Here is a 17394-nt window from a genome sequence, read left to right as displayed (position 1 = left end):
AAAGGAGAGAGATGGTGGCATGAATACCGTTGCCCTGCAATGGTTTTGGTTGGAGCAATTGAGTCTGGCGGCCTTGTTCGTCCTGGTATTCGTGGCGCTGTACAAGCTCCTGGCCGCATGGCCGCGCAGAAGGGGCCGGTGGCCCGTGCTGAAGTGGAACAAGCTGCTCCGGCGAAAAGATTATCCGGCCGGTTGGCTGAAGGTGCTGGGGATTCGGCTCGATTCGCCGGCCTTGGAGCATAGAAGGCAACTGCTCGCGAGGAGCGGGTTCCAAGCGGACCCGGTGGGACTCGAAATCGGCCGGCGTGTCGCATTGGCGTTCGCATGCATTCTTCTAGGCGCCGGCACGGCCATGTGGCGGCTGCACGTCTGGGAAGGGCTCGTTCAGCCGGTGTACGTCATGCTGGTCGGCGCGATTGTCCTCGTGTTCGCCAGTGCGGACCGGATGCTGCTGGAGTCGATCGGCAAGCAGCGCGGGCAGCTCATCATGAAGGAAATTTACGCGCTCAGCAACCAACTGCTCTATTACAACGGTTCGAAGCAAAGCCTGCATCAGAAGCTGGCCCGCTGTCTTCCCTTCACTCGCATTATTCGGGGCGACGTCCAACTGCTCCTGAACGAGTGGTATTCGGGGGCCGATCAAGCGATCCGCCGTTTCAAAGAACGGCTCGGTACCGATGAAGCCTACAGCTTCGCCGAGACGGTCAATTCGATGCGCCTGTACGAGAGCGACAGCTATTACGCTTTGCTTCGCACGCGCATTCGGGATTACAAGGAGAAGCTCGAGCTGGCCAAGGACAGCCGGAAGGAAACGACCTCGTACGTGTTGTTCGTGCTCGCGGGGCTGCCGATTATGAATACGTTCCGGATTTTTATTTACCCTTGGGTCATGGAAGGCCAGAAGCTGTTTCAGACTCTACAATAAACGAATGTCGAGAGGATGAGGTCGATTGAGGAATATTTTGATTACGGTCATGATGCTGATCGTAGTAGCGCTGCTGTTCACCAGCATTGTGAATAACAACAATACGGGAATGCGACGGAACATTCAGACCCACGGTACCCAGGCCAACAACGACGTCACTACGCTCGTTCCGTAGGAACGGACGATGAAGCAGCTGTTGATGACTTGCCTGCTGCTGGCGGTCATCGTGCTCATCTACAATGCCACAATCGGAGGCGGGAACGGGACGAAAGCGATGGTGCGCACTCGCGGCCAAGTCGTGGGCGCATCCATCCAGTCCATCGATCCATAGGCGTGTAAGGAACGCATGAGGGGGCCTGGAATGAAGCAAATCCTAGTGTTCGTGCTGTTCGCGACGATGCTGTGCTGGCTTATGTTCTCGCCTGCGTATAAGCATGTGCTGATGGTACGCAATGCGGTTCTGCAAAAGGAGGTCGATTATTTGTTGGAGCAGGGGGCGAACGGGGTGCACGGCTATATCGACAGTGCGGCCGTCCTCGCATCCAAGCAGCGTCTTCAGCAGATCGGCTTCAATCCGGCTCTGCTGCAATACGATGTGCAAACGACAAGCGGAGTAGAGGGGACGAACCCGTCTGCTCCCGTGCAGCGGGGAGTCGGAATCAGCCTGCGAATCAGCTATCCGTATGAGCGGTTGTTCGAGATCGACCGGCTCATCCGGGTGACCCCGCCTCCGGCCGGATCGCGAATGGCGGCGTCGGGTATGAAAATGAGCGAGTATGTCCCGTAGGGGCGGACATGGCGAGAGGAGTGTCGATGTACAAATTTCTCGGGTTTGTGCTCTTAATCTCGTATGTAGCGGTGATGAACGCCTTGCAGACGGATGAACAGAGGGCGATGCAGGCATTCTTCGAGGGCAAGCGCGCGGTGAACCGCGCCGCTCATGCCGCGGCTCAGCAGATCGACCCCCTGAAGCTGACGGAGGGGATCGTCTCGATCGATCCCCTCCGGGCGGAAGCGGCCGCGCTCTCCTATTTGCGCAGCAATCTGAAGCTGGATGCGGCAGGAGAGCCGCTGGCCGATAGCTACTGGCGAGCGGGAATGGACGTCGTCGTGTTCGACATTGTGAACGAAACGGCGACGTTTCCCTATACATACACGAATGCGGCTTACGGCTATTCCGTCACGCTGAACCGGCCTGCCGTGGTGCTCATGATCCGGCTGCGCTACCCTAGGCTGTTCCGCGTAGTCAGCCCGATCGAGTGGACGGTGAAAGGCGTAGCCGAGCTGGTGTATTGAAAAGACAACAGTCAAGCGGTGACGCTCGGCGAATGTTCATTCGTGAGGGACGGCGGCACGAATTGATGCATTCGTTCTTTAATCGCCTCCACCTGTTCCAGACCGGCCCAGGTTTCAATCATCCGAAACCCGTCGGACAGATTGGGCCTTCTGGTTACATTGTGAGCGTCCGTAGCGAGTGTATGTACGAGACTACGCTCGATCATCCAGCGGCTGAATTGCTGTGCCTCCGCATTGTTTTTGCCGAGCAGGCTGTCTGCGGTCACTTGGGTCCAGGCACCGGCGTCGATCAAGGCGGTCAACAGCGCCGGATCTTTCCGGAAGAACGCGTGCCTCTCTGGATGGGCGATAACCGGTTGAATCTCCCGGTCCAGGAACCACTCCATGATCCGCAAGCTGTCGGATTCATAGTCTGTCCATCTTTCCTCAACTAAGACGAACTTCCGGCTGCCAACCAAGTAACTAAACGTCTCGCGTTTCGCATACTCTATCACAAATTCATAGCTACATAGTCGGACCTCGGCTCCCGGGAGCACACGCACCGGAATGCCCAGCTCATCCAATTCCCGTTGCAGCGTACCGATCCTACGCACGACGGTATCACAGTCATTAATCATCGTGTCCGTAAAATGCGGGGTGGCGAAAATATACCGAATCCCGTCCTGGTGGGCGAGCCGGCCCATTTCCACCGATTCCTCCAAATCTTTCGCTCCGTCGTCGATTCCCGCTAAGATATGACTGTGAATATCGATCAAACCAGGTTCCCTCCCTTGATAAGAGTCAATCTTTGAATTAGTACTTGTAAAAATGAGGCAGCGCTTATATGATTGTACTTAATCAAGTTGATTTAGTAAAGAAGGGATTTGATTTGATTTGGTTATGCAGTTCTTAATCGCAGCCTTGTTGCTAGTGGGCACCCCTTTATTATTCTTTTGTTGGATGCATGCGAGCTTGATGAGGGCAACGGATGCGGACGCCTTGATCATATTGGGCTATCGCTGTGACGGGGATCGCATTCATCCGCTGCTCCAGGAAAGACTCGATACCGTACTGGATTTATGGAGGAAGCATCACTACCAATATATTATCGTGTCCGGAGGGGCGGTCACATCCACCCGAACGGAAGCGGATATAATGAAAGAGTATCTCGTCCAGCATCGAGTGAAAGAGCGTTGCATTCTGGTAGAGAACCAGTCTCAAAATACCGTTGATAATCTTGTATACTGCAAACGAATCATGGACGGTTACGGGATACAGACATGCACGATCATCTCGAATTCGTTTCATATTCGCAGAATGCGGTATATCGCCAAGCAACTGAACATCCCTGCCTATTTTTATGCCAGACGCAGCATAAGGGTGATCGTCAAGCAGTGGAAGCCGTCGTGGCTGGAAATCCGAGCCTTCCGTATCACCCGTACTTGGGTGGCCGAAGCCAGGAGCCGAATAAGGGTGGCAAACGAGATGAAATCTGTTGACAGATCCGAAACGAACTTGTAAGATGACAGTGTATCTGTATTTAATCAAATTGATTTATTAATTAATTGTAAACAGAGGGTTGCAAGGGGTAAAATAAGCTTTTATCGAAGCATTTCGGAGAGGCGGGTTCGTCCTAAGTGGTAGCTTATTATGCCGATTCAGGAAGCGTTTGCTCCGATGCCTTGTTTCACACTTTCGTGCGGTGAAGCGCTTAAACATTCTGAATCTGTCAGAAAGGGCGGTAATATGGCACCTCCTACGAAGAAACCGATAGGCAGCAAGCTGCTGAAGTCGATCAACCAGCAAAAAGTATTGAGAATCATCTTTACGCATGGCTCCGTCTCCAGAGTACAGCTGTCGGAGCTGACAGGGCTGACTCAACAAACGATTACGAATATTGTAAACCGGCTGCTCGATGAAGGCTTATTGAAAGAAAAGCATCCGATCGCCAGCAACAGCGGACGCAGACCGATTCCGCTCGTCATCCAAAGCGAGAAGCTGCTCGCGATCGGGATTGAAATCTCCGTCACTTATATCAAAGGAACCTTGATGAATTTCAACCGGCATATAATTAAAGAGATCGAAATCGAGGTGTCCGAATATCAGGATGAGGAAGGCACGATCGAATATGCCCGTCAAGTGATCGATCAGTTGCTGGAGCACGTGCCCGAGCATGCCAAGCTGAACGGAATCGGCTGCAGTATTCAAGGCCTCGTCGATTCCAAGCAAGGGATCGTCCTCTATTCCTCCGGCTTGCGGTGGCGCAACTTCCCTCTTAAAAAGCGATTGGAAGAGGAGTACGACATTCCGGTCTATCTCGAGAACGACGTGAACTTGCTGGCACTGGCCGAGAATTTGAACGGCAGGCTCTCCGATTCCCAGAACAATGTCACGATCAAGCTGGACACCGGGGTGGGGGGAGCGATTGTCTTCAACAAGCAGCTTCACGCCGGCTCCAACCATGTCGCTGGGGAGATCGGGCACTACAAGTCCTTTATGGGAAAAGAGGCGTATGACTGTCATTGCGGCGGCAGAGGATGCTTGACCACATTAGCGTCCGTAAGCGGGTTGAAGCACAACGCAGGCTACAGCGTCGAGCAGCTGCGTGACTTGTACGAGAAGCGCGATCCGCATGCGGTTCAGTTATATACGAGTGTAGAAACATCGGTGACGATGGCGATTAGCAATATCATTACGCTGCTCAATCCGGATCACGTGCTCCTGACGGGAATGATGTTCGATGTACTGGGGGAGCCCTTCTTATCGGCTATCCAAAAATCGGTGATGCATACGATTCCGGAAACGTGCCGCAAAGTCAACATCATTTGCTTGCCGAAGACTCCGACCGAATCCGCTTCCGCGGTAGGGCTGGTGATGAACCACTTTTACGACGTCCCTCTGGATACGTTGGTGCAAGGAATATAGGCAGGGGTGGAGAAATTCCACCCTCGCATAGCCAATTAGTAAATCCATTTGATTTATTAATATATTGTAAACGAGGGCTGCCTATGATAGGAAAGGGATTCGGTTCAAAAGCCAAATTTAGGTGGAAGCTAATTCGGAAGAACTATGACTTATACTTGCTGATTGTTCCTATCATTGCCTACTTTTTGGTATTCGAGTATTTTCCGATGTATGGCGTCACGATCGCCTTTAAGGATTTTATCGCTACGAAAGGCATAACCGGCAGCCCGTGGGTAGGGTTCAAGCATTTCGAGCGATTTTTTGAAAGCTTTTATTTTTGGAGGTTGATCAAGAATACGCTGGGCATCGGGTTGTATGAGCTGGTCGTTGGCTTTCCGATCCCGATTATGCTCGCGCTGATGATTAACGAAATCCGCCATAGCTTCTTCAAGCGCATCGTTCAAACCGTTACATATGCTCCTCATTTTCTATCAACCGTAGTGCTTGTCGGCATCTTGTTCTTGTTTCTATCTCCGGATGCCGGCTTTGTCAATCATTTGCTCCGCTTGTTCGGGTTTGGGCCGATCTCCTTCATGACCGAACCGGCTTGGTTCAAAACGATTTACGTCCTCTCCGGCACCTGGCAGCACATGGGGTGGGGATCCATTATCTATTTGGCAGCGCTTGCAGGGATCAATCCCGAGCTGCATGAAGCGGCCAAGGTAGACGGAGCGAGCCGAATGCGCCGAATCTGGCACATTAATCTGCCCGGGATCACGCCTACGATCGTCATCCTGCTGATCTTGAATGTAGGACGGCTGCTGAGCGTCGGCTTCGAGAAAGTGTTCCTGATGCAGAATCAGTTGAACATGGAGGCTTCCGATGTAATCGCGACTCACGTATACCGCTCGGGGATTCTTGGGGCCCAATACAGCTACTCCGCCGCGATAGGGTTATTCAATTCGGTCATCGTGTTCCTCATGCTGATCGTGGTCAATTATATCGCCAAAAAAGTAAACGAAACGAGTCTTTGGTAGGAGGGGAGGAGACGATGGTCCGACGTGTGGAAGATCGCTTATTCGATACCGTAAATTACATGCTTCTCGGCATCGTGCTGGTCGCGGTTCTGTATCCGCTCATCTATGTGCTTAGCGCATCTATCAGCGATCCGGCCGCTATATTAAGAGGCGATGTATGGCTGTGGCCCAAAGGCGCAACGTTAAAAGCTTATAAGACCGTCCTGCAGAACGCGGCCATCCTGCATGGCTATTGGAACACGATTGTTTATACCGTGGTAGGAACCGCCATCAACCTGATTATGACGATCATGGCTGCGTATCCGCTGTCCAGAAAAGACTTTTACGGGCGCCATGCGATAACCGCCTTTGTCGTCTTCACGATGTTTTTCAGCGGCGGCTTAATTCCGATGTATCTGCTGGTCCGGGACCTGGGGATGCTCAATTCCATCTGGGCGCTCGTCATACCCGGAGCGGTATCGGTCTGGAATCTCGTCATCATGAGAACCTTCTTCCAAGTGAGCATTCCTTATGAAATTCAAGAATCCGCCGCGATCGACGGCTGCAGCAACCTCAAAATCCTGCTTCGTATCGTACTGCCTCTGTCCACGCCGATTCTCGCGGTCATGACTTTGTTTTATGCCGTTGGTCACTGGAACGCCTTTTTTAACGCGCTGATTTATTTGAACGACCGGAGCAAGTTCCCGATGCAGATCATTCTAAGGGAGATCTTGATCCAGAACGACGTGGGAGACATGGCCTCTCTGGCGGATGATTCGCGTATCGAATATGCGCTGCAGGTGGAAGCGTTAAAGTATGCGGTCGTCATCGTTGCGAATCTTCCGGTACTCATCCTCTATCCGTTTTTGCAGAAGTACTTCATCAAGGGGATTATGATCGGGGCGATAAAGGGGTAATGCCCTTTATAGTAAATAATCTTAAAAGGACGGATGTGTGGTCAGATGGGGAAAAAAAGAAAATCCATTGTGCTGCTGGCGTTGCTCAGCTCGATTCTGGCGTTTACGGCTTGCAGCTCCGGTGAAACGGATGGAACAAAAGACAAAGAGAAGAAGGAGGAGCCGAGTCAGAATTCGAATCTGAATCCCAATGGATTTCCTATCGTCAAAGAACCGATCTCGATGACCTTCTTCGCACCCAGCGCCTACTCCTTGGATTGGAACGATGTGCTCGTCTACAACGAATATGAGAAGAAGACGAATATCGATATCAAATGGCAAATGGTCAATACGACCGCCCTTGCGGAAAGACGCAATCTGGCGCTGTCTTCGGGAGAATACCCGGATGCGCTGCATTCCTCCGGACTTTCTACCCGTGATCTGATTATGTACGGCCAGCAGGGCACGTTCATCCCTCTGAACAGCTTGATCGACAAGTATGCCCCGAACTTCAAGAAGCTGATGGAGACTTATCCGGATATCAAGAGAGGTATCACGATGCCCGACGGGAAAATTTATTCCTTCCCTAGAATTTTCGATCCTCAATTCAAATCCGTCCTCTCGGGCTCGAAGCTCTGGATCAACAACAAGTTCCTCCAGCAAGTAAACATGAGCGAGCCTCAAACGATAGACCAATTCTACAATTATCTGAAAGCCGTCAAGGAGCGCGACCTGTCCGGGGACGGCAAAATGAACGAGGTCCCGCTTCAGGTAACCGGCGATGCTGTTCTGGTGAACATCCTGAAAGGCGCGTACGGATTGGGCAACAAAGGGACCGGCCACCCTTACGTCGATCTTAACCCGGAAACGAAGCAATTGCGCTTTATCCCGACGGATCCGAGATACAAAGAGCTGCTGCAGTTTTTGAACAAGCTGTATAAGGAAGGGTTGATCAACCAGGATCTGTACACGGTCAAGGCGGAACAGATCGTAGCCAGAGCGAACGAAGGCGTATTCGGCTCCATGGTCATTACAAACCCGAAGACCGCTTACAATCTGGATAACTACGTCGGGTTGCCCGCGCTTGTTGGTCCTCATGGAGACAAGCTGTTCTCCAACGTAACGCCTGCGCTCGTCAATACCGGGGGCTTCGTCATTACAAACAAGAACAAGCATCCGGAGGAAACCGTTCGATGGATCGACTATTTCTATGGCGAAGAGGGGAGCAAGCTCTTCTTCATGGGCGTGAAGGATGTCACGTATACCGAAGCCCCGGACGGAACGGTCAAATATACGGACTTGATCAATAAAAATCCGGACGGCTTGAGCTTCACGGCGGCGATCTCCAAGTATATGACATGGCGCGGGATCTCCTACCCGGCTATCGTCAAGCAAAAGTACTTCGAAGGCTCCGAAGGACATCCGGATTCGATCAAGGCCGCCGAGCGACTTGCGCCGAATTACCCAGCCGAAGTGTGGGCGCCGTTCAGCTATACAATTGAAGAGACGGAAGAGTTGTCGACCATGGGAGCGGATATCGAGAACTATGTCAAGGAAATGCTGGCCAAGTTCATTACAGGCACCGCTTCGTTCGACACATGGGATCAATATGTAAGTACGCTCAACCGAATGGGCTTGGATCGCTATATGAAAACTTACAAGGCCGCCTATGACCGGTATAACGCTAGCAAATAGGGAGGGTAAACGGATGAAAAAAATAGGATTGGGTTTTCTATCTTTGCTGATCGCCGGGGTTTTGCTAGGCGGACCCCAGTGGCTGGCGCCACAAACTGCCGCTTTCGCTGATAATGATTCGAGTAGTCAGGTCATTGAAGAACAATCCTACATGCTGGCCCCGGGAGTGTCCCATTCCAGCAAGAAGCTGAACTTATACGATTCCCTGCAGTCGCTGCAAGTCTTGGAGATTGACACGCAAAATCCGAACATCGATCTAAAAGTGCTCTCCTTGCATAATGAGGTCTTTGGAAGGGAAAGCGTAGGCGATATGCTTCAGGAGCAGGAAGCAATGGGGCATCCGGTCGCGGCTGCCGTGAACGGCGATTTCTTCACTGCCGTCGGGGTGCCTTCCGGTCTACAAATCTCCGATGGGGAGATCATCATCTCGCCGAGTACGATTAAAACTTTACTTATGGTGCTGCCAAATGGCCGCGTAAAGCTCGAGCATTCGGTGACGATGAACGCGACGATTAGCAAGCCCGGGGGAGAATCGCTTGTTCTGGACAGTATCAACCGTTCTCAGGCTGCCGCGCATACGAACCATGCCTTCCTGTTCAATTCCCGCTTCGGCGAATCTACCAACGTGCCGGCAGGAGGAGTGGAAGTCGTCATCGAGGGCAAGAACCACGACGGACAATTGAAAGCGGGCAGGCGCCTTGTAGGGTCCGTAGTGTCAATCAGGCCGGCGAATAACAGTGAACTGTTGCCGGATCAACTGATTTTGTCGGCTACCGGTGAGAAAGCAGAATGGGTACGTCAGAATCTGGCGGTTGGGGAGACGGTACATATGGACGTTTCCTTCGATAAGGGCGTTAACGATGCCGTGCAAGTCATTTCGGGGAACTCCACTTTGGGCAAGGTTTTACTGCTGGACGGTGAGATTCCGGCGGAAATTCTCGATCCTGCCGACAGTCTGAATACGTCGCGCGAACCGCGAACGATGCTCGGCACGAAGGATGGAAAACTGTTCATCGTCGTCGTGGACGGCAGGCAGCCGGGACATTCGAATGGATTGACGTTGGCGGAGGGAGCGAAATATTTGAAATCGTTGGGAGCCGATCAAGCGATCAACCTTGACGGCGGAGGCTCCTCCACTTACTACGCGAGACAGCCCGGCGACGAACTTCCGACTTTGCTCAATCGTCCGTCCGACGGTATTGAGCGCACCGTGGCTAATTCGATTATGGTCCTGCCGAAGAAGTCGGACAAAAAGCTGGAGAATATCGTGATCCGGCCGGAAGCACCGATTCTGGCGGCGCCCGGAAGCAAGGTGAAGCTGGAGGCGAAAGGACTGGATCGCTATTACAATCCGGTGCCGATCGATGAATTGGAATGGTCGGTTGCCGGCCCGTCGGGACAGATCGATAGCCAAGGGTATTTGACGGCGGGCCCGACAACCGGGACAGTCGCAGTCACAGCTCGGAGCGGGAAAATATCCGCCTCCGCGGAAGTAACCGTGACCGATCAGATCGATCGGATCAAGCTGACTCCGCGCGATTTCGTCTTGGAGAACGGCGCGAGCATGAAGATGACGGCAAGTGCCTATGCTGCGGACGGTCGTCGCATCGCGCTGTCGAATGACCAAATCGACTGGTCGGCAGACCCGTCGATCGGAACGATCAATGAAGAAGGTGTCTTTACAGCGGCGGCTAGCGGCAATTCATCCGGCACGATTACAGGGAAATACGGAACCTTTACCTTTCAGGCCGTGGTTCAGATCGGGGTATCGCCGGTAATCGAAAGCTTCGAAAGCGGGGCCCGGATTACGGCGTCCGAAGTGCGCACGGTACCCGGCTCGACGACCGTGACCCTGGTCGGTCCACCGGCTCCTGTCCGATTCGGTCAATACGCAGCTAAGTTTACGACCGACTTTACGGGAACGACGGGAACTTCGGGGGCTTACATCAATTTTCTCGATGACCGCGGTCAGCTAGGCCGTCCTGTTCCGGGTAAGCCCGAGCGTCTAGGGGTTTGGGTCTATGGAGATAAGACGATGCATCATCTTCGTCTTGGCATTACGGACGGCAATAAGGCGAACAAACTGTGGAACTTTACGGCTATCGGCGGTTTGAACTGGAGCGGTTGGCGTTATGTGGAGCTTCAGGTACCGGTAGGCACTGTGTTCCCGATCAAGATTCGCAATATCGCCTTGGAAGAGAGCAGCGTCGGGAATAAAACGAGCAGCACGTTATATTTCGATAACTTTACGGCCGTCTACACGCCTAAGGAATGATACCGGATGATCATGGAGAAATGGAGCGTATCGGAAGAGCGTAGACTCCACCTCGCCCCTGGAGTCGTGTACAGCAAAAGCGTGGCCGCGGCATCCTCTTTAAGAGAAACCGTGTATCGGCTTGAAGTAGAGCGGAATTCATCGTGGATCGATTGGGTGCCCGTGTCCTCGCACGGCAAGGTGAACCGGCTGGAAACGGTCGGTCACCTGCTGCACCAGCATAGGAACTGGGAGAACGGCCAGGCGATAGCCGCCATGAACGGAGACTTCTTCAGCTATTCCGGAACCCCGTCCGGACTGCAGATGGCCGGTCGCGAAATCTTTACTTCCCCGACCCGAACGAAAGCCTTGTTGGCGAGCTTAAGCACCGGTGGCTATCGGCTTATAGAAAGCGTTGTGATGCATGCTAGTCTGCGCACGAATGACGACGCGGATCCATTGGCGCTCGATGCGGTGAACCGCTCTGTCGATCCGCGACAGGACGATTACGCAGTTGTCTACAACTGGCGGTATGGCGACAGCACCCGTACTCAAGCAGGCGGAATGGAAATTGTGGTCCGCGTCGGGGAGGAGGACCTTTCGGGCGATCGCCTGGTACCGGGCCAAGCGGTGACAGGAGTGGTCGAATCCGTTCACATGGCGTCCGACTCCCCGATCCGAAGAGGCTGTCTGGTCATTGCCGCATTCGGTCTGAAGGCGGAATGGGTTCGCCTCCATGTCACGAGCGGTATGGAGCTCACGATCTCGATCGACTATAACCAAGGCGTGAACGATGCCGTACAGGTCATCTCGGCCAACTCTACATTAGGCATGATGTTGTTGAGAGGCGGCGAGATCGAGGAATCGATCCTGGATTTCACCCAATCCCGCAACCTGGATCGACATCCTCGTACGATTGCGGCTCTGAGCGACGATAAACTGAGCTTCATCGTCATCGACGGAAGACAACCCGGTTATTCCGACGGAATGACACTGGCTGAGTGTGCGTCCTACTTGCAGTCGATCGGTATGCGGGATGCGATGAATCTCGATGGCGGGGGATCGGTGACGGCTTACGCTAGGCTGCCCGGGGACCGGCACCCCAGCCTCCAAAATTCCCCCTCGGACGGATTCGAGAGAAGTATCGGCAATGCCGTCGTTCTGTACAGCCGGGCACCGATAGGCCGTCTCAACCGGCTGCTAATCTCTCACGGCCCGTCGCTGTGTATTCTTGCCGGAAGCAGGACGTCATTCAAGGTTAGTGGAGTGGATGCCAACTGGAATCCGATCGAGGTCGAACATGAGCAGATTCAATGGTACGTAACCGGCGAGATCGGGAGATTAGATGCCTACGGGGGATTCAGGGCCTCACCTTGCCAGGCCCGTGGAACGGTGGAAGCCAGGTATGAAGGTTTGGTCGAGCGCGTTCAAGTGGAAGTGACTGATGCGATATCGGTATTATCGCTCCATGCGCTAAGCCCCCTCATTGACGTGGGAGAGAACACGCCGCTGATTTTTACAGCCAAGGATAGTCTCGGAAGCGATGTGGTATGCTCCTTCGAAGCATTGGAATGGAAGGTTGACGGTCAGAACGGAGCAGTTACGGAGCCGGGGGTGTTTATGGCCGGGAATACCCGTGGGCCCGTGGTTGTAACGGCCAAGCACGGGGATATCGAAGCGGAATGTACGGTGGTTATCGGCAAACCGCACTTTGTTATTACCGGCTTCGAGCAGATTGAGAATCTGAGAGCTTCGTCCCATAACGCGGTCGAAGGTTCCGTGAGAATCACGAAGGTAGCCAGACCGAAGCCTGTACGGTTCGGCACTTTTGCGGGCATGCTTAGCTACGATTTTACCGGTCAGGTCGGATTGTCCAGAGCGGGCGTCAAGTTGGTGGACGATCGGGAGCAGCTTGGCGTTCTTATCGACGGCAGCCCGAAGCGGCTTGGTCTCTGGGTCTATGGCGACGGGGGCAATCATTGGCTCCGGGTGGCGATTCGGGACGCGTTCCATCAGATCATCAACTTAAATTTTACCGAAGACGGCGGATTGGACTGGCATGATTGGAAGTACGTCCGTGCGGAGCTGCCGCAGCAGATTGCGTACCCGATTCGGGTGTGTGAGATCTATTTGCTCGAGACTACCGATGCCAACAAGAATAGCGGCAGCATCTATCTGGACGAATTCAGGGCGGAGTATACCACGTTGCGAGAGGACGTGACCGGACCGGTTTTTACGGACTTAACCCCGTCCCCGAACGTTCCGTGTGCAGATAGGCGGCCGACCATATCTGCCATTGTGAGAGACGAAGAGAGCGGGATCGATCCCGCATCGATCAGGATGTGGCTGAATCGCGTTCCGGTTATTCCGGACTATCGGCCGGAGTCGGGTCGGCTGGAATGGCGGCCTCAGGAAGATCTTCCTGTAGGCGAACAGCAGATCAAGCTCTATGCGAAGGATAAAGCGGGGAATCCCTCTGTCCCTGCGGCTGAGTGGTCGGTTGATATTCAATAATTTTGTAACTGCTGTTCATCCCTATTCTAGGAGAGTGAAGCTGTGAAGAACCGTTTACTCGTGTTAACATGTGTTGTCGTGTTGATCGGCTCCGTACTGGCAGGCTGTGGAGGGAACGAAGAAAAGTCGACGAGTACTGCAGAACCGTCCGCCAAGGTGGCGGACAATTTCACCAAGGATCCGGTTAAAATCACGTTCTATTCCTATGCTGCCGCGATCAATACCGAAGCCGACTTGGCGAATTTGCTCGGTAACCCGGTTAAGGCTAAGTACCCGAACATCGAAATCGAGCAAATCAAGCCAGCTAATCTGGCCGAACTGGTGGCCTCCGGTCAAATCCCGGATCTAATCGCCACGACGCACGTATATATGCCGGACGTCCTCGATGTAGGCCTCGGCGGAGACCTGCGCGATGCGATCAAGGGCCGAAACATCGATCTCGGCCGCATGGATCCGGATATTGTGAACGCTATGAAGATGTATGGGAAAAACGGCGAGGTATTCGGCATTCCTTATGCGATGAACTACGGCACGATGGTCATTAACAAGGATATTTTCGATAAGTTCGGCGTGCCTTACCCAACCGACAACATGACGTGGGATCAATACATCGATATCGCCAAAAAGTTAACCCGCTCCGATAACGGTGTACAATATATCGGTCTGGATATTGGGGCCCCGAAAACGATCACTCGCGCTATGTCGCTTTCAACTCTGGACGACAAGCTGCAGAAAGCGGCGCTGACGACGCCGGGCTATGTCAAGGCCTTCTCGCTGTTCAAGCAGTCGTATGATATTCCGGGATACGTCGACGACAAGAAGAAGTACGTGTACGGTCTTGATTACATGCTGAAGGAACAGAAGCTGGCGATGATCCCGTTCTGGATCCAAGGCTTAACGAGCCGCGTGCTGGCGCTGAAAGAAGCCGGCTCGTCGCTCAATTGGGACATTCGCGCATTCCCGTCGATGGCCGATCGCCCCGGCGTGGGCCGCGAAGCGGAGTATCAAGCCTTCCTGGTGCCGCCCAATGCGAAAAACAAAGAAGCGGCCTATCGCGTCATCGAGACGATCATCGCGAATGAAACGCAAGAAAGCTTGAATAAGAAGGGCACCATCCTGACCGTGCTGAATAACCCGGAAATGCGGACTCATTTTGCGGAAGACACCAAGGTGTATGAAGGCAAAGACTTGGCCGGCATTTTCAAAGTGAAGCCGGCGCCGGTGCCGCCGTCCACGGAATTCGATTCCAAGGTTTACAGCATTCTCGGCAACGCCCAGAAGAGCATGGTTGTAGAGGGCGCGGATATCAACACGGTTTTGCGCCAAGCGAACGAGGAAGCGGATAAAGTTATCCAAAGCGAAGAAATGAAATAGGCGACAAGGCCTTGGCCAGGCGATTTGTGCGAACGAAACGGCCAGTGGTAGGTTGAGATTACGTAAAATGACATGAAAAAGCTGTCCCAAAAGTCTTCATTGACAGGGACAGCTCTTTCATTTAGATGGCCAGGACCTTACAGCTTCCCGTGCATCAGCGCCCACTCCCGCCCGGGACGCTCCACGCGGAACGACTCGATGTTGCCGACATCCTGCAGCATTACATAGCACGTGCAGCCGTCAGGCCCGCCGAAGGTGACGTTGCTGCAATTGTGGCCCTGCAGCCCGATCTCGGCCAAAAGGGTGCCGTCCGGCGCCACCTTTGCTATCGTGCCTTTCCCGTAACGCGTCACATAGAGGTTGCCGTCCACGTCGCACCGCATGCCGTCCATGCCATAATCGTCGAACGCGATGAGCAGCCGCTTGTTGCTGATCTGTTTGTCCGGCGAGAGATCATACGCCCAGATGTTCCGCTGCTGCGTTTCGTTCACATAGAGCGTCTTGTTGTCCGGGCTCACTTCGATCCCGTTGGTTGTGCCCATCTCCGCCTCCAGCAGCGTTACGGTGCCGTCTGTCCCGATCCGCCACAGCTGACCGGTGCCCTGCGACCAATTCGGATCGCTTGCGAACAGCACGTCGTCATCCGCAATGGCGATGTCGTTAGGCTGGTTCATGCGCGGCTCGTGTGCGAAGACGGAGATCGCACGGGTGGCCATGTCGACCTTCAGGATGTTGTGGCCGGTATAGTCGGCTACGTACATGTCGCCGGCCCGGCTGAAGCGAATTCCGTTTCCGGTGCTGCCCTTCGGAAGCTCGACGAACACGCTGCTCTCGCCCTCCGGGGTCACTCGCCCGATCGTATGCTGCCGCTCGTAGTTGACCGCGTAGACGATGCCGTTCGCATCGCATGCAGGGCCCTCGATGCCGGAAGTGAAGCCGCCTGCCGGCGTGAGCACTTGGCTTTTGTAGTACGGCTGAGTCAAGGTAGACACATCCTTTCTATTAACTCTAGGATCGGTTCCACTCTATGTATTCGCTCTATGTATTCGGATTGCCTCTCCCCGTTTCCTGCTTGGTCGCTATCCGGTGTATAATGGAAAAGACACAACGAAGCGTCTGCAAACGGTTCGCAAAGGGAGCGATTGGGTATGGCAATGGAGCAGAATCATGAACGGCCGCAGCGCCGCGAGCGGCTTCAGCATAAAATGCGCCACGTGGGGATCGACGGGCTGATCGTCACCCAGAACGTCGATCTATACTACCTCACCGGTTCGATGCAAACCGGTTACTTATTCCTCCCGGCCGAAGGGGAGGCCGTGTACTTCGTCCGCCGCAGCTTGCTCCGGGCCGAGCGGGAGGCGGACGTGCCCGTGCGCGAGCTCGGCTCGATGCGCACGTTCCTCGCGGGGCTCGCGGAGGTGAGCCCCGGGCTGTTCGGCGGCGGCCGGGCGCCCGACGCGCCGCCGGTCGTGCTGGCGGCCGAGTACGACGTGCTGCCGGTGCAGCAGTTCCAGCGGCTCGAGGCCGCCCTCCCGTCCGTCCGCTGGGTGGACGGGTCCGGGCTCATCCGCGAGACGCGCATGATCAAGTCGCCTCGCGAGCTCGAGGCGATCCGGGCGGCGGCGCGGGTGACCGACGCCGCATTCGAGCAGGCCCTGGCGCTCATCCGGCCGGGCCTGACCGAGCTCGAGCTGATGGCCGCGATCGAGCACGCCCTGCGGCGCAGCGGCCATATGGGGCTCATGCGGGTGCGCGGCTACAACCAGGAGATCATCACCGGCATGGTCGGAGCCGGGGAGGCGGCCTCGCAGCCGACGTACTTCGACGGGCCGGCCGGCGGGCTCGGCCTCGGCCCGGCCAGCCCGCAGAGCGCGAGCCGGCGGCCGATCGGCGCGAACGAGCCGATCCTGATCGACATCGGCTGCTGCATCGACGGCTACGTGTTCGATCAGACCCGGACGGTCGTGATCGGCGACTTGCCGGACGACATGCGGCGCGCCTATGCGCTCAGCGAGGAAGTGCTGCGCCGCACCGAGGAGCGGCTGCGGCCCGGCACGAGCGGCGAGGAGCTGTACATGGGCTCGCTCGAGCAGGTGAAGCAGGCCGGGCTGAGCGAGCACTTCATGGGCTTCGGCCGCGACCAAGTGAAATTCCTCGGCCACGGCATCGGCCTGGAGATCGACGAGCTGCCGGTGCTGGCGCGCGGGTTCATCCAGCCGCTCGAACCGGGCATGGTCATCGCGATCGAGCCGAAGTTCACGTTCCCCGGACGCGGCGTAGTGGGGATCGAGAATTCGTACGCGATCACCCAGACCGGGTTTGAGAAGCTGAGCCTGACCCGGGAAGGCTTGATTCAATTACCGGTTCCAAGGTGATACTCCAACCCGTGATCGCCTTGAACGGCTGCAACCTGCTGAGCCAGATTAGCGGCTCGCGTTCTTGCCGTCCATAAAATCGAACTGCAGCCGTGAGTCCGTCGCTCTTCACATCCCCGTCCGAGTCCGGACGGTTTTTTCTTTGTCCACATTTTTTTCAACCCAA

Annotated in this window: 16 protein-coding genes; 14 read left to right on the top strand and 2 right to left on the bottom strand. The window is 54.7% G+C overall.

Translation table 11 applies throughout. The annotated features are described in order from the left end of the window. The first annotated feature begins 19 nt into the window (after positions 1 to 19). Genes ACI5FR_RS16560 through ACI5FR_RS16540 form a run of 5 tightly spaced genes read left to right on the top strand, consistent with a single transcriptional unit; the run spans position 20 to position 2221 of the window. Complete coding sequence (locus tag ACI5FR_RS16560; protein WP_405456197.1) at positions 20 to 925, top strand: hypothetical protein; 906 nt, start codon at positions 20 to 22, stop codon at positions 923 to 925. Between the two features lie 25 nt (positions 926 to 950). Beyond that, on the top strand, positions 951 to 1100 hold the full coding sequence (locus tag ACI5FR_RS16555) for a hypothetical protein (protein WP_405456194.1): 150 nt from the start codon (positions 951 to 953) through the stop codon (positions 1098 to 1100). Between the two features lie 9 nt (positions 1101 to 1109). Further along, positions 1110 to 1256: a hypothetical protein gene (locus ACI5FR_RS16550; RefSeq protein ID WP_405456193.1), complete on the top strand. Its 147-nt coding sequence runs from the start codon at positions 1110 to 1112 to the stop codon at positions 1254 to 1256. 30 nt (positions 1257 to 1286) lie between these two features. Then, positions 1287 to 1712: a hypothetical protein gene (locus ACI5FR_RS16545; protein ID WP_405456192.1), complete on the top strand. Its 426-nt coding sequence runs from the start codon at positions 1287 to 1289 to the stop codon at positions 1710 to 1712. A 26-nt stretch (positions 1713 to 1738) separates the two neighbouring features. Further along, a complete protein-coding gene (locus ACI5FR_RS16540) occupies positions 1739 to 2221 on the top strand; it encodes a hypothetical protein (protein WP_405456190.1) in 483 nt (160 codons plus the stop codon). Positions 2222 to 2232: 11 nt separating this feature from the next. Here ACI5FR_RS16540 and ACI5FR_RS16535 read toward each other — a convergent pair whose 3' ends face one another. Then, positions 2233 to 2976, bottom strand: coding sequence for a tyrosine-protein phosphatase (locus ACI5FR_RS16535; RefSeq protein ID WP_405456187.1), 744 nt, complete (start codon positions 2974 to 2976; stop codon positions 2233 to 2235). A 199-nt stretch (positions 2977 to 3175) separates the two neighbouring features. Here ACI5FR_RS16535 and ACI5FR_RS16530 point away from each other — a divergent pair, with 199 nt between their 5' ends. The 8 genes from ACI5FR_RS16530 (at position 3176) to ACI5FR_RS16495 (ending at position 14853) form a co-directional block, all read left to right on the top strand. Further along, complete coding sequence (locus tag ACI5FR_RS16530; RefSeq protein WP_405456185.1) at positions 3176 to 3721, top strand: YdcF family protein; 546 nt, start codon at positions 3176 to 3178, stop codon at positions 3719 to 3721. 225 nt (positions 3722 to 3946) lie between these two features. Beyond that, on the top strand, positions 3947 to 5125 hold the full coding sequence (locus ACI5FR_RS16525; RefSeq protein ID WP_405456183.1) for an ROK family protein: 1179 nt from the start codon (positions 3947 to 3949) through the stop codon (positions 5123 to 5125). Positions 5126 to 5208: 83 nt separating this feature from the next. Beyond that, positions 5209 to 6141 carry an ABC transporter permease gene (locus ACI5FR_RS16520; protein WP_405456181.1) on the top strand — a complete coding sequence of 311 codons (933 nt, stop codon included), beginning with the start codon at positions 5209 to 5211 and terminating at the stop codon, positions 6139 to 6141. Positions 6142 to 6155: 14 nt separating this feature from the next. Beyond that, positions 6156 to 7037: a carbohydrate ABC transporter permease gene (locus tag ACI5FR_RS16515; protein WP_405456179.1), complete on the top strand. Its 882-nt coding sequence runs from the start codon at positions 6156 to 6158 to the stop codon at positions 7035 to 7037. Positions 7038 to 7082: 45 nt separating this feature from the next. After that, the gene (locus ACI5FR_RS16510) at positions 7083 to 8711 is read left to right on the top strand and encodes an extracellular solute-binding protein (protein WP_405456177.1); all 1629 of its coding nucleotides are present in this window, start codon (positions 7083 to 7085) and stop codon (positions 8709 to 8711) included. Between the two features lie 13 nt (positions 8712 to 8724). After that, positions 8725 to 10986, top strand: a complete 2262-nt coding sequence (locus tag ACI5FR_RS16505) for a phosphodiester glycosidase family protein (protein WP_405456174.1) — start codon at positions 8725 to 8727, stop codon at positions 10984 to 10986. Between the two features lie 6 nt (positions 10987 to 10992). Then, a complete protein-coding gene (locus ACI5FR_RS16500; RefSeq protein ID WP_405456172.1) occupies positions 10993 to 13479 on the top strand; it encodes a phosphodiester glycosidase family protein in 2487 nt (828 codons plus the stop codon). A 42-nt stretch (positions 13480 to 13521) separates the two neighbouring features. After that, positions 13522 to 14853 (top strand): ABC transporter substrate-binding protein, encoded by a 1332-nt coding sequence (locus ACI5FR_RS16495; protein WP_405456170.1) that lies wholly within the window; start codon positions 13522 to 13524, stop codon positions 14851 to 14853. 137 nt (positions 14854 to 14990) lie between these two features. Here the strand turns inward: ACI5FR_RS16495 and ACI5FR_RS16490 are convergent, their stop codons facing one another. Continuing rightward, positions 14991 to 15836 (bottom strand): SMP-30/gluconolactonase/LRE family protein, encoded by an 846-nt coding sequence (locus ACI5FR_RS16490; RefSeq protein WP_405456168.1) that lies wholly within the window; start codon positions 15834 to 15836, stop codon positions 14991 to 14993. 165 nt (positions 15837 to 16001) lie between these two features. On the opposite strand from ACI5FR_RS16490, the gene ACI5FR_RS16485 reads away from it, so the two are divergent. Continuing rightward, positions 16002 to 17228, top strand: a complete 1227-nt coding sequence (locus ACI5FR_RS16485) for a M24 family metallopeptidase (RefSeq protein ID WP_405456166.1) — start codon at positions 16002 to 16004, stop codon at positions 17226 to 17228. Positions 17229 to 17394 lie beyond the last annotated feature (166 nt).

The organism is Paenibacillus sp. HJGM_3, from assembly GCF_045062745.1.
Classification (GTDB): Bacteria; Bacillota; Bacilli; order Paenibacillales; family NBRC-103111; genus Paenibacillus_AA.
Note: the sequence above shows the minus strand (reverse complement) of the source record. Positions and strands in the feature narration are given on the sequence as shown.

What these genes read in the sequence shown, in the direction of transcription:
- ACI5FR_RS16560 (WP_405456197.1), top strand. Translation starts at nt 20, where the DNA reads ATGAATACCGTTGCCCTGCAATGGTTTTGGTTGGAGCAATTGAGTCTG.
- ACI5FR_RS16550 (WP_405456193.1), top strand. Translation starts at nt 1,110, where the DNA reads ATGAAGCAGCTGTTGATGACTTGCCTGCTGCTGGCGGTCATCGTGCTC.
- ACI5FR_RS16545 (WP_405456192.1), top strand. Translation starts at nt 1,287, where the DNA reads ATGAAGCAAATCCTAGTGTTCGTGCTGTTCGCGACGATGCTGTGCTGG.
- ACI5FR_RS16540 (WP_405456190.1), top strand. Translation starts at nt 1,739, where the DNA reads ATGTACAAATTTCTCGGGTTTGTGCTCTTAATCTCGTATGTAGCGGTG.
- ACI5FR_RS16530 (WP_405456185.1), top strand. Translation starts at nt 3,176, where the DNA reads ATGAGGGCAACGGATGCGGACGCCTTGATCATATTGGGCTATCGCTGT.
- ACI5FR_RS16525 (WP_405456183.1), top strand. Translation starts at nt 3,947, where the DNA reads ATGGCACCTCCTACGAAGAAACCGATAGGCAGCAAGCTGCTGAAGTCG.
- ACI5FR_RS16520 (WP_405456181.1), top strand. Translation starts at nt 5,209, where the DNA reads ATGATAGGAAAGGGATTCGGTTCAAAAGCCAAATTTAGGTGGAAGCTA.
- ACI5FR_RS16515 (WP_405456179.1), top strand. Translation starts at nt 6,156, where the DNA reads ATGGTCCGACGTGTGGAAGATCGCTTATTCGATACCGTAAATTACATG.
- ACI5FR_RS16510 (WP_405456177.1), top strand. Translation starts at nt 7,083, where the DNA reads ATGGGGAAAAAAAGAAAATCCATTGTGCTGCTGGCGTTGCTCAGCTCG.
- ACI5FR_RS16505 (WP_405456174.1), top strand. Translation starts at nt 8,725, where the DNA reads ATGAAAAAAATAGGATTGGGTTTTCTATCTTTGCTGATCGCCGGGGTT.
- ACI5FR_RS16500 (WP_405456172.1), top strand. Translation starts at nt 10,993, where the DNA reads ATGATCATGGAGAAATGGAGCGTATCGGAAGAGCGTAGACTCCACCTC.
- ACI5FR_RS16485 (WP_405456166.1), top strand. Translation starts at nt 16,002, where the DNA reads ATGGCAATGGAGCAGAATCATGAACGGCCGCAGCGCCGCGAGCGGCTT.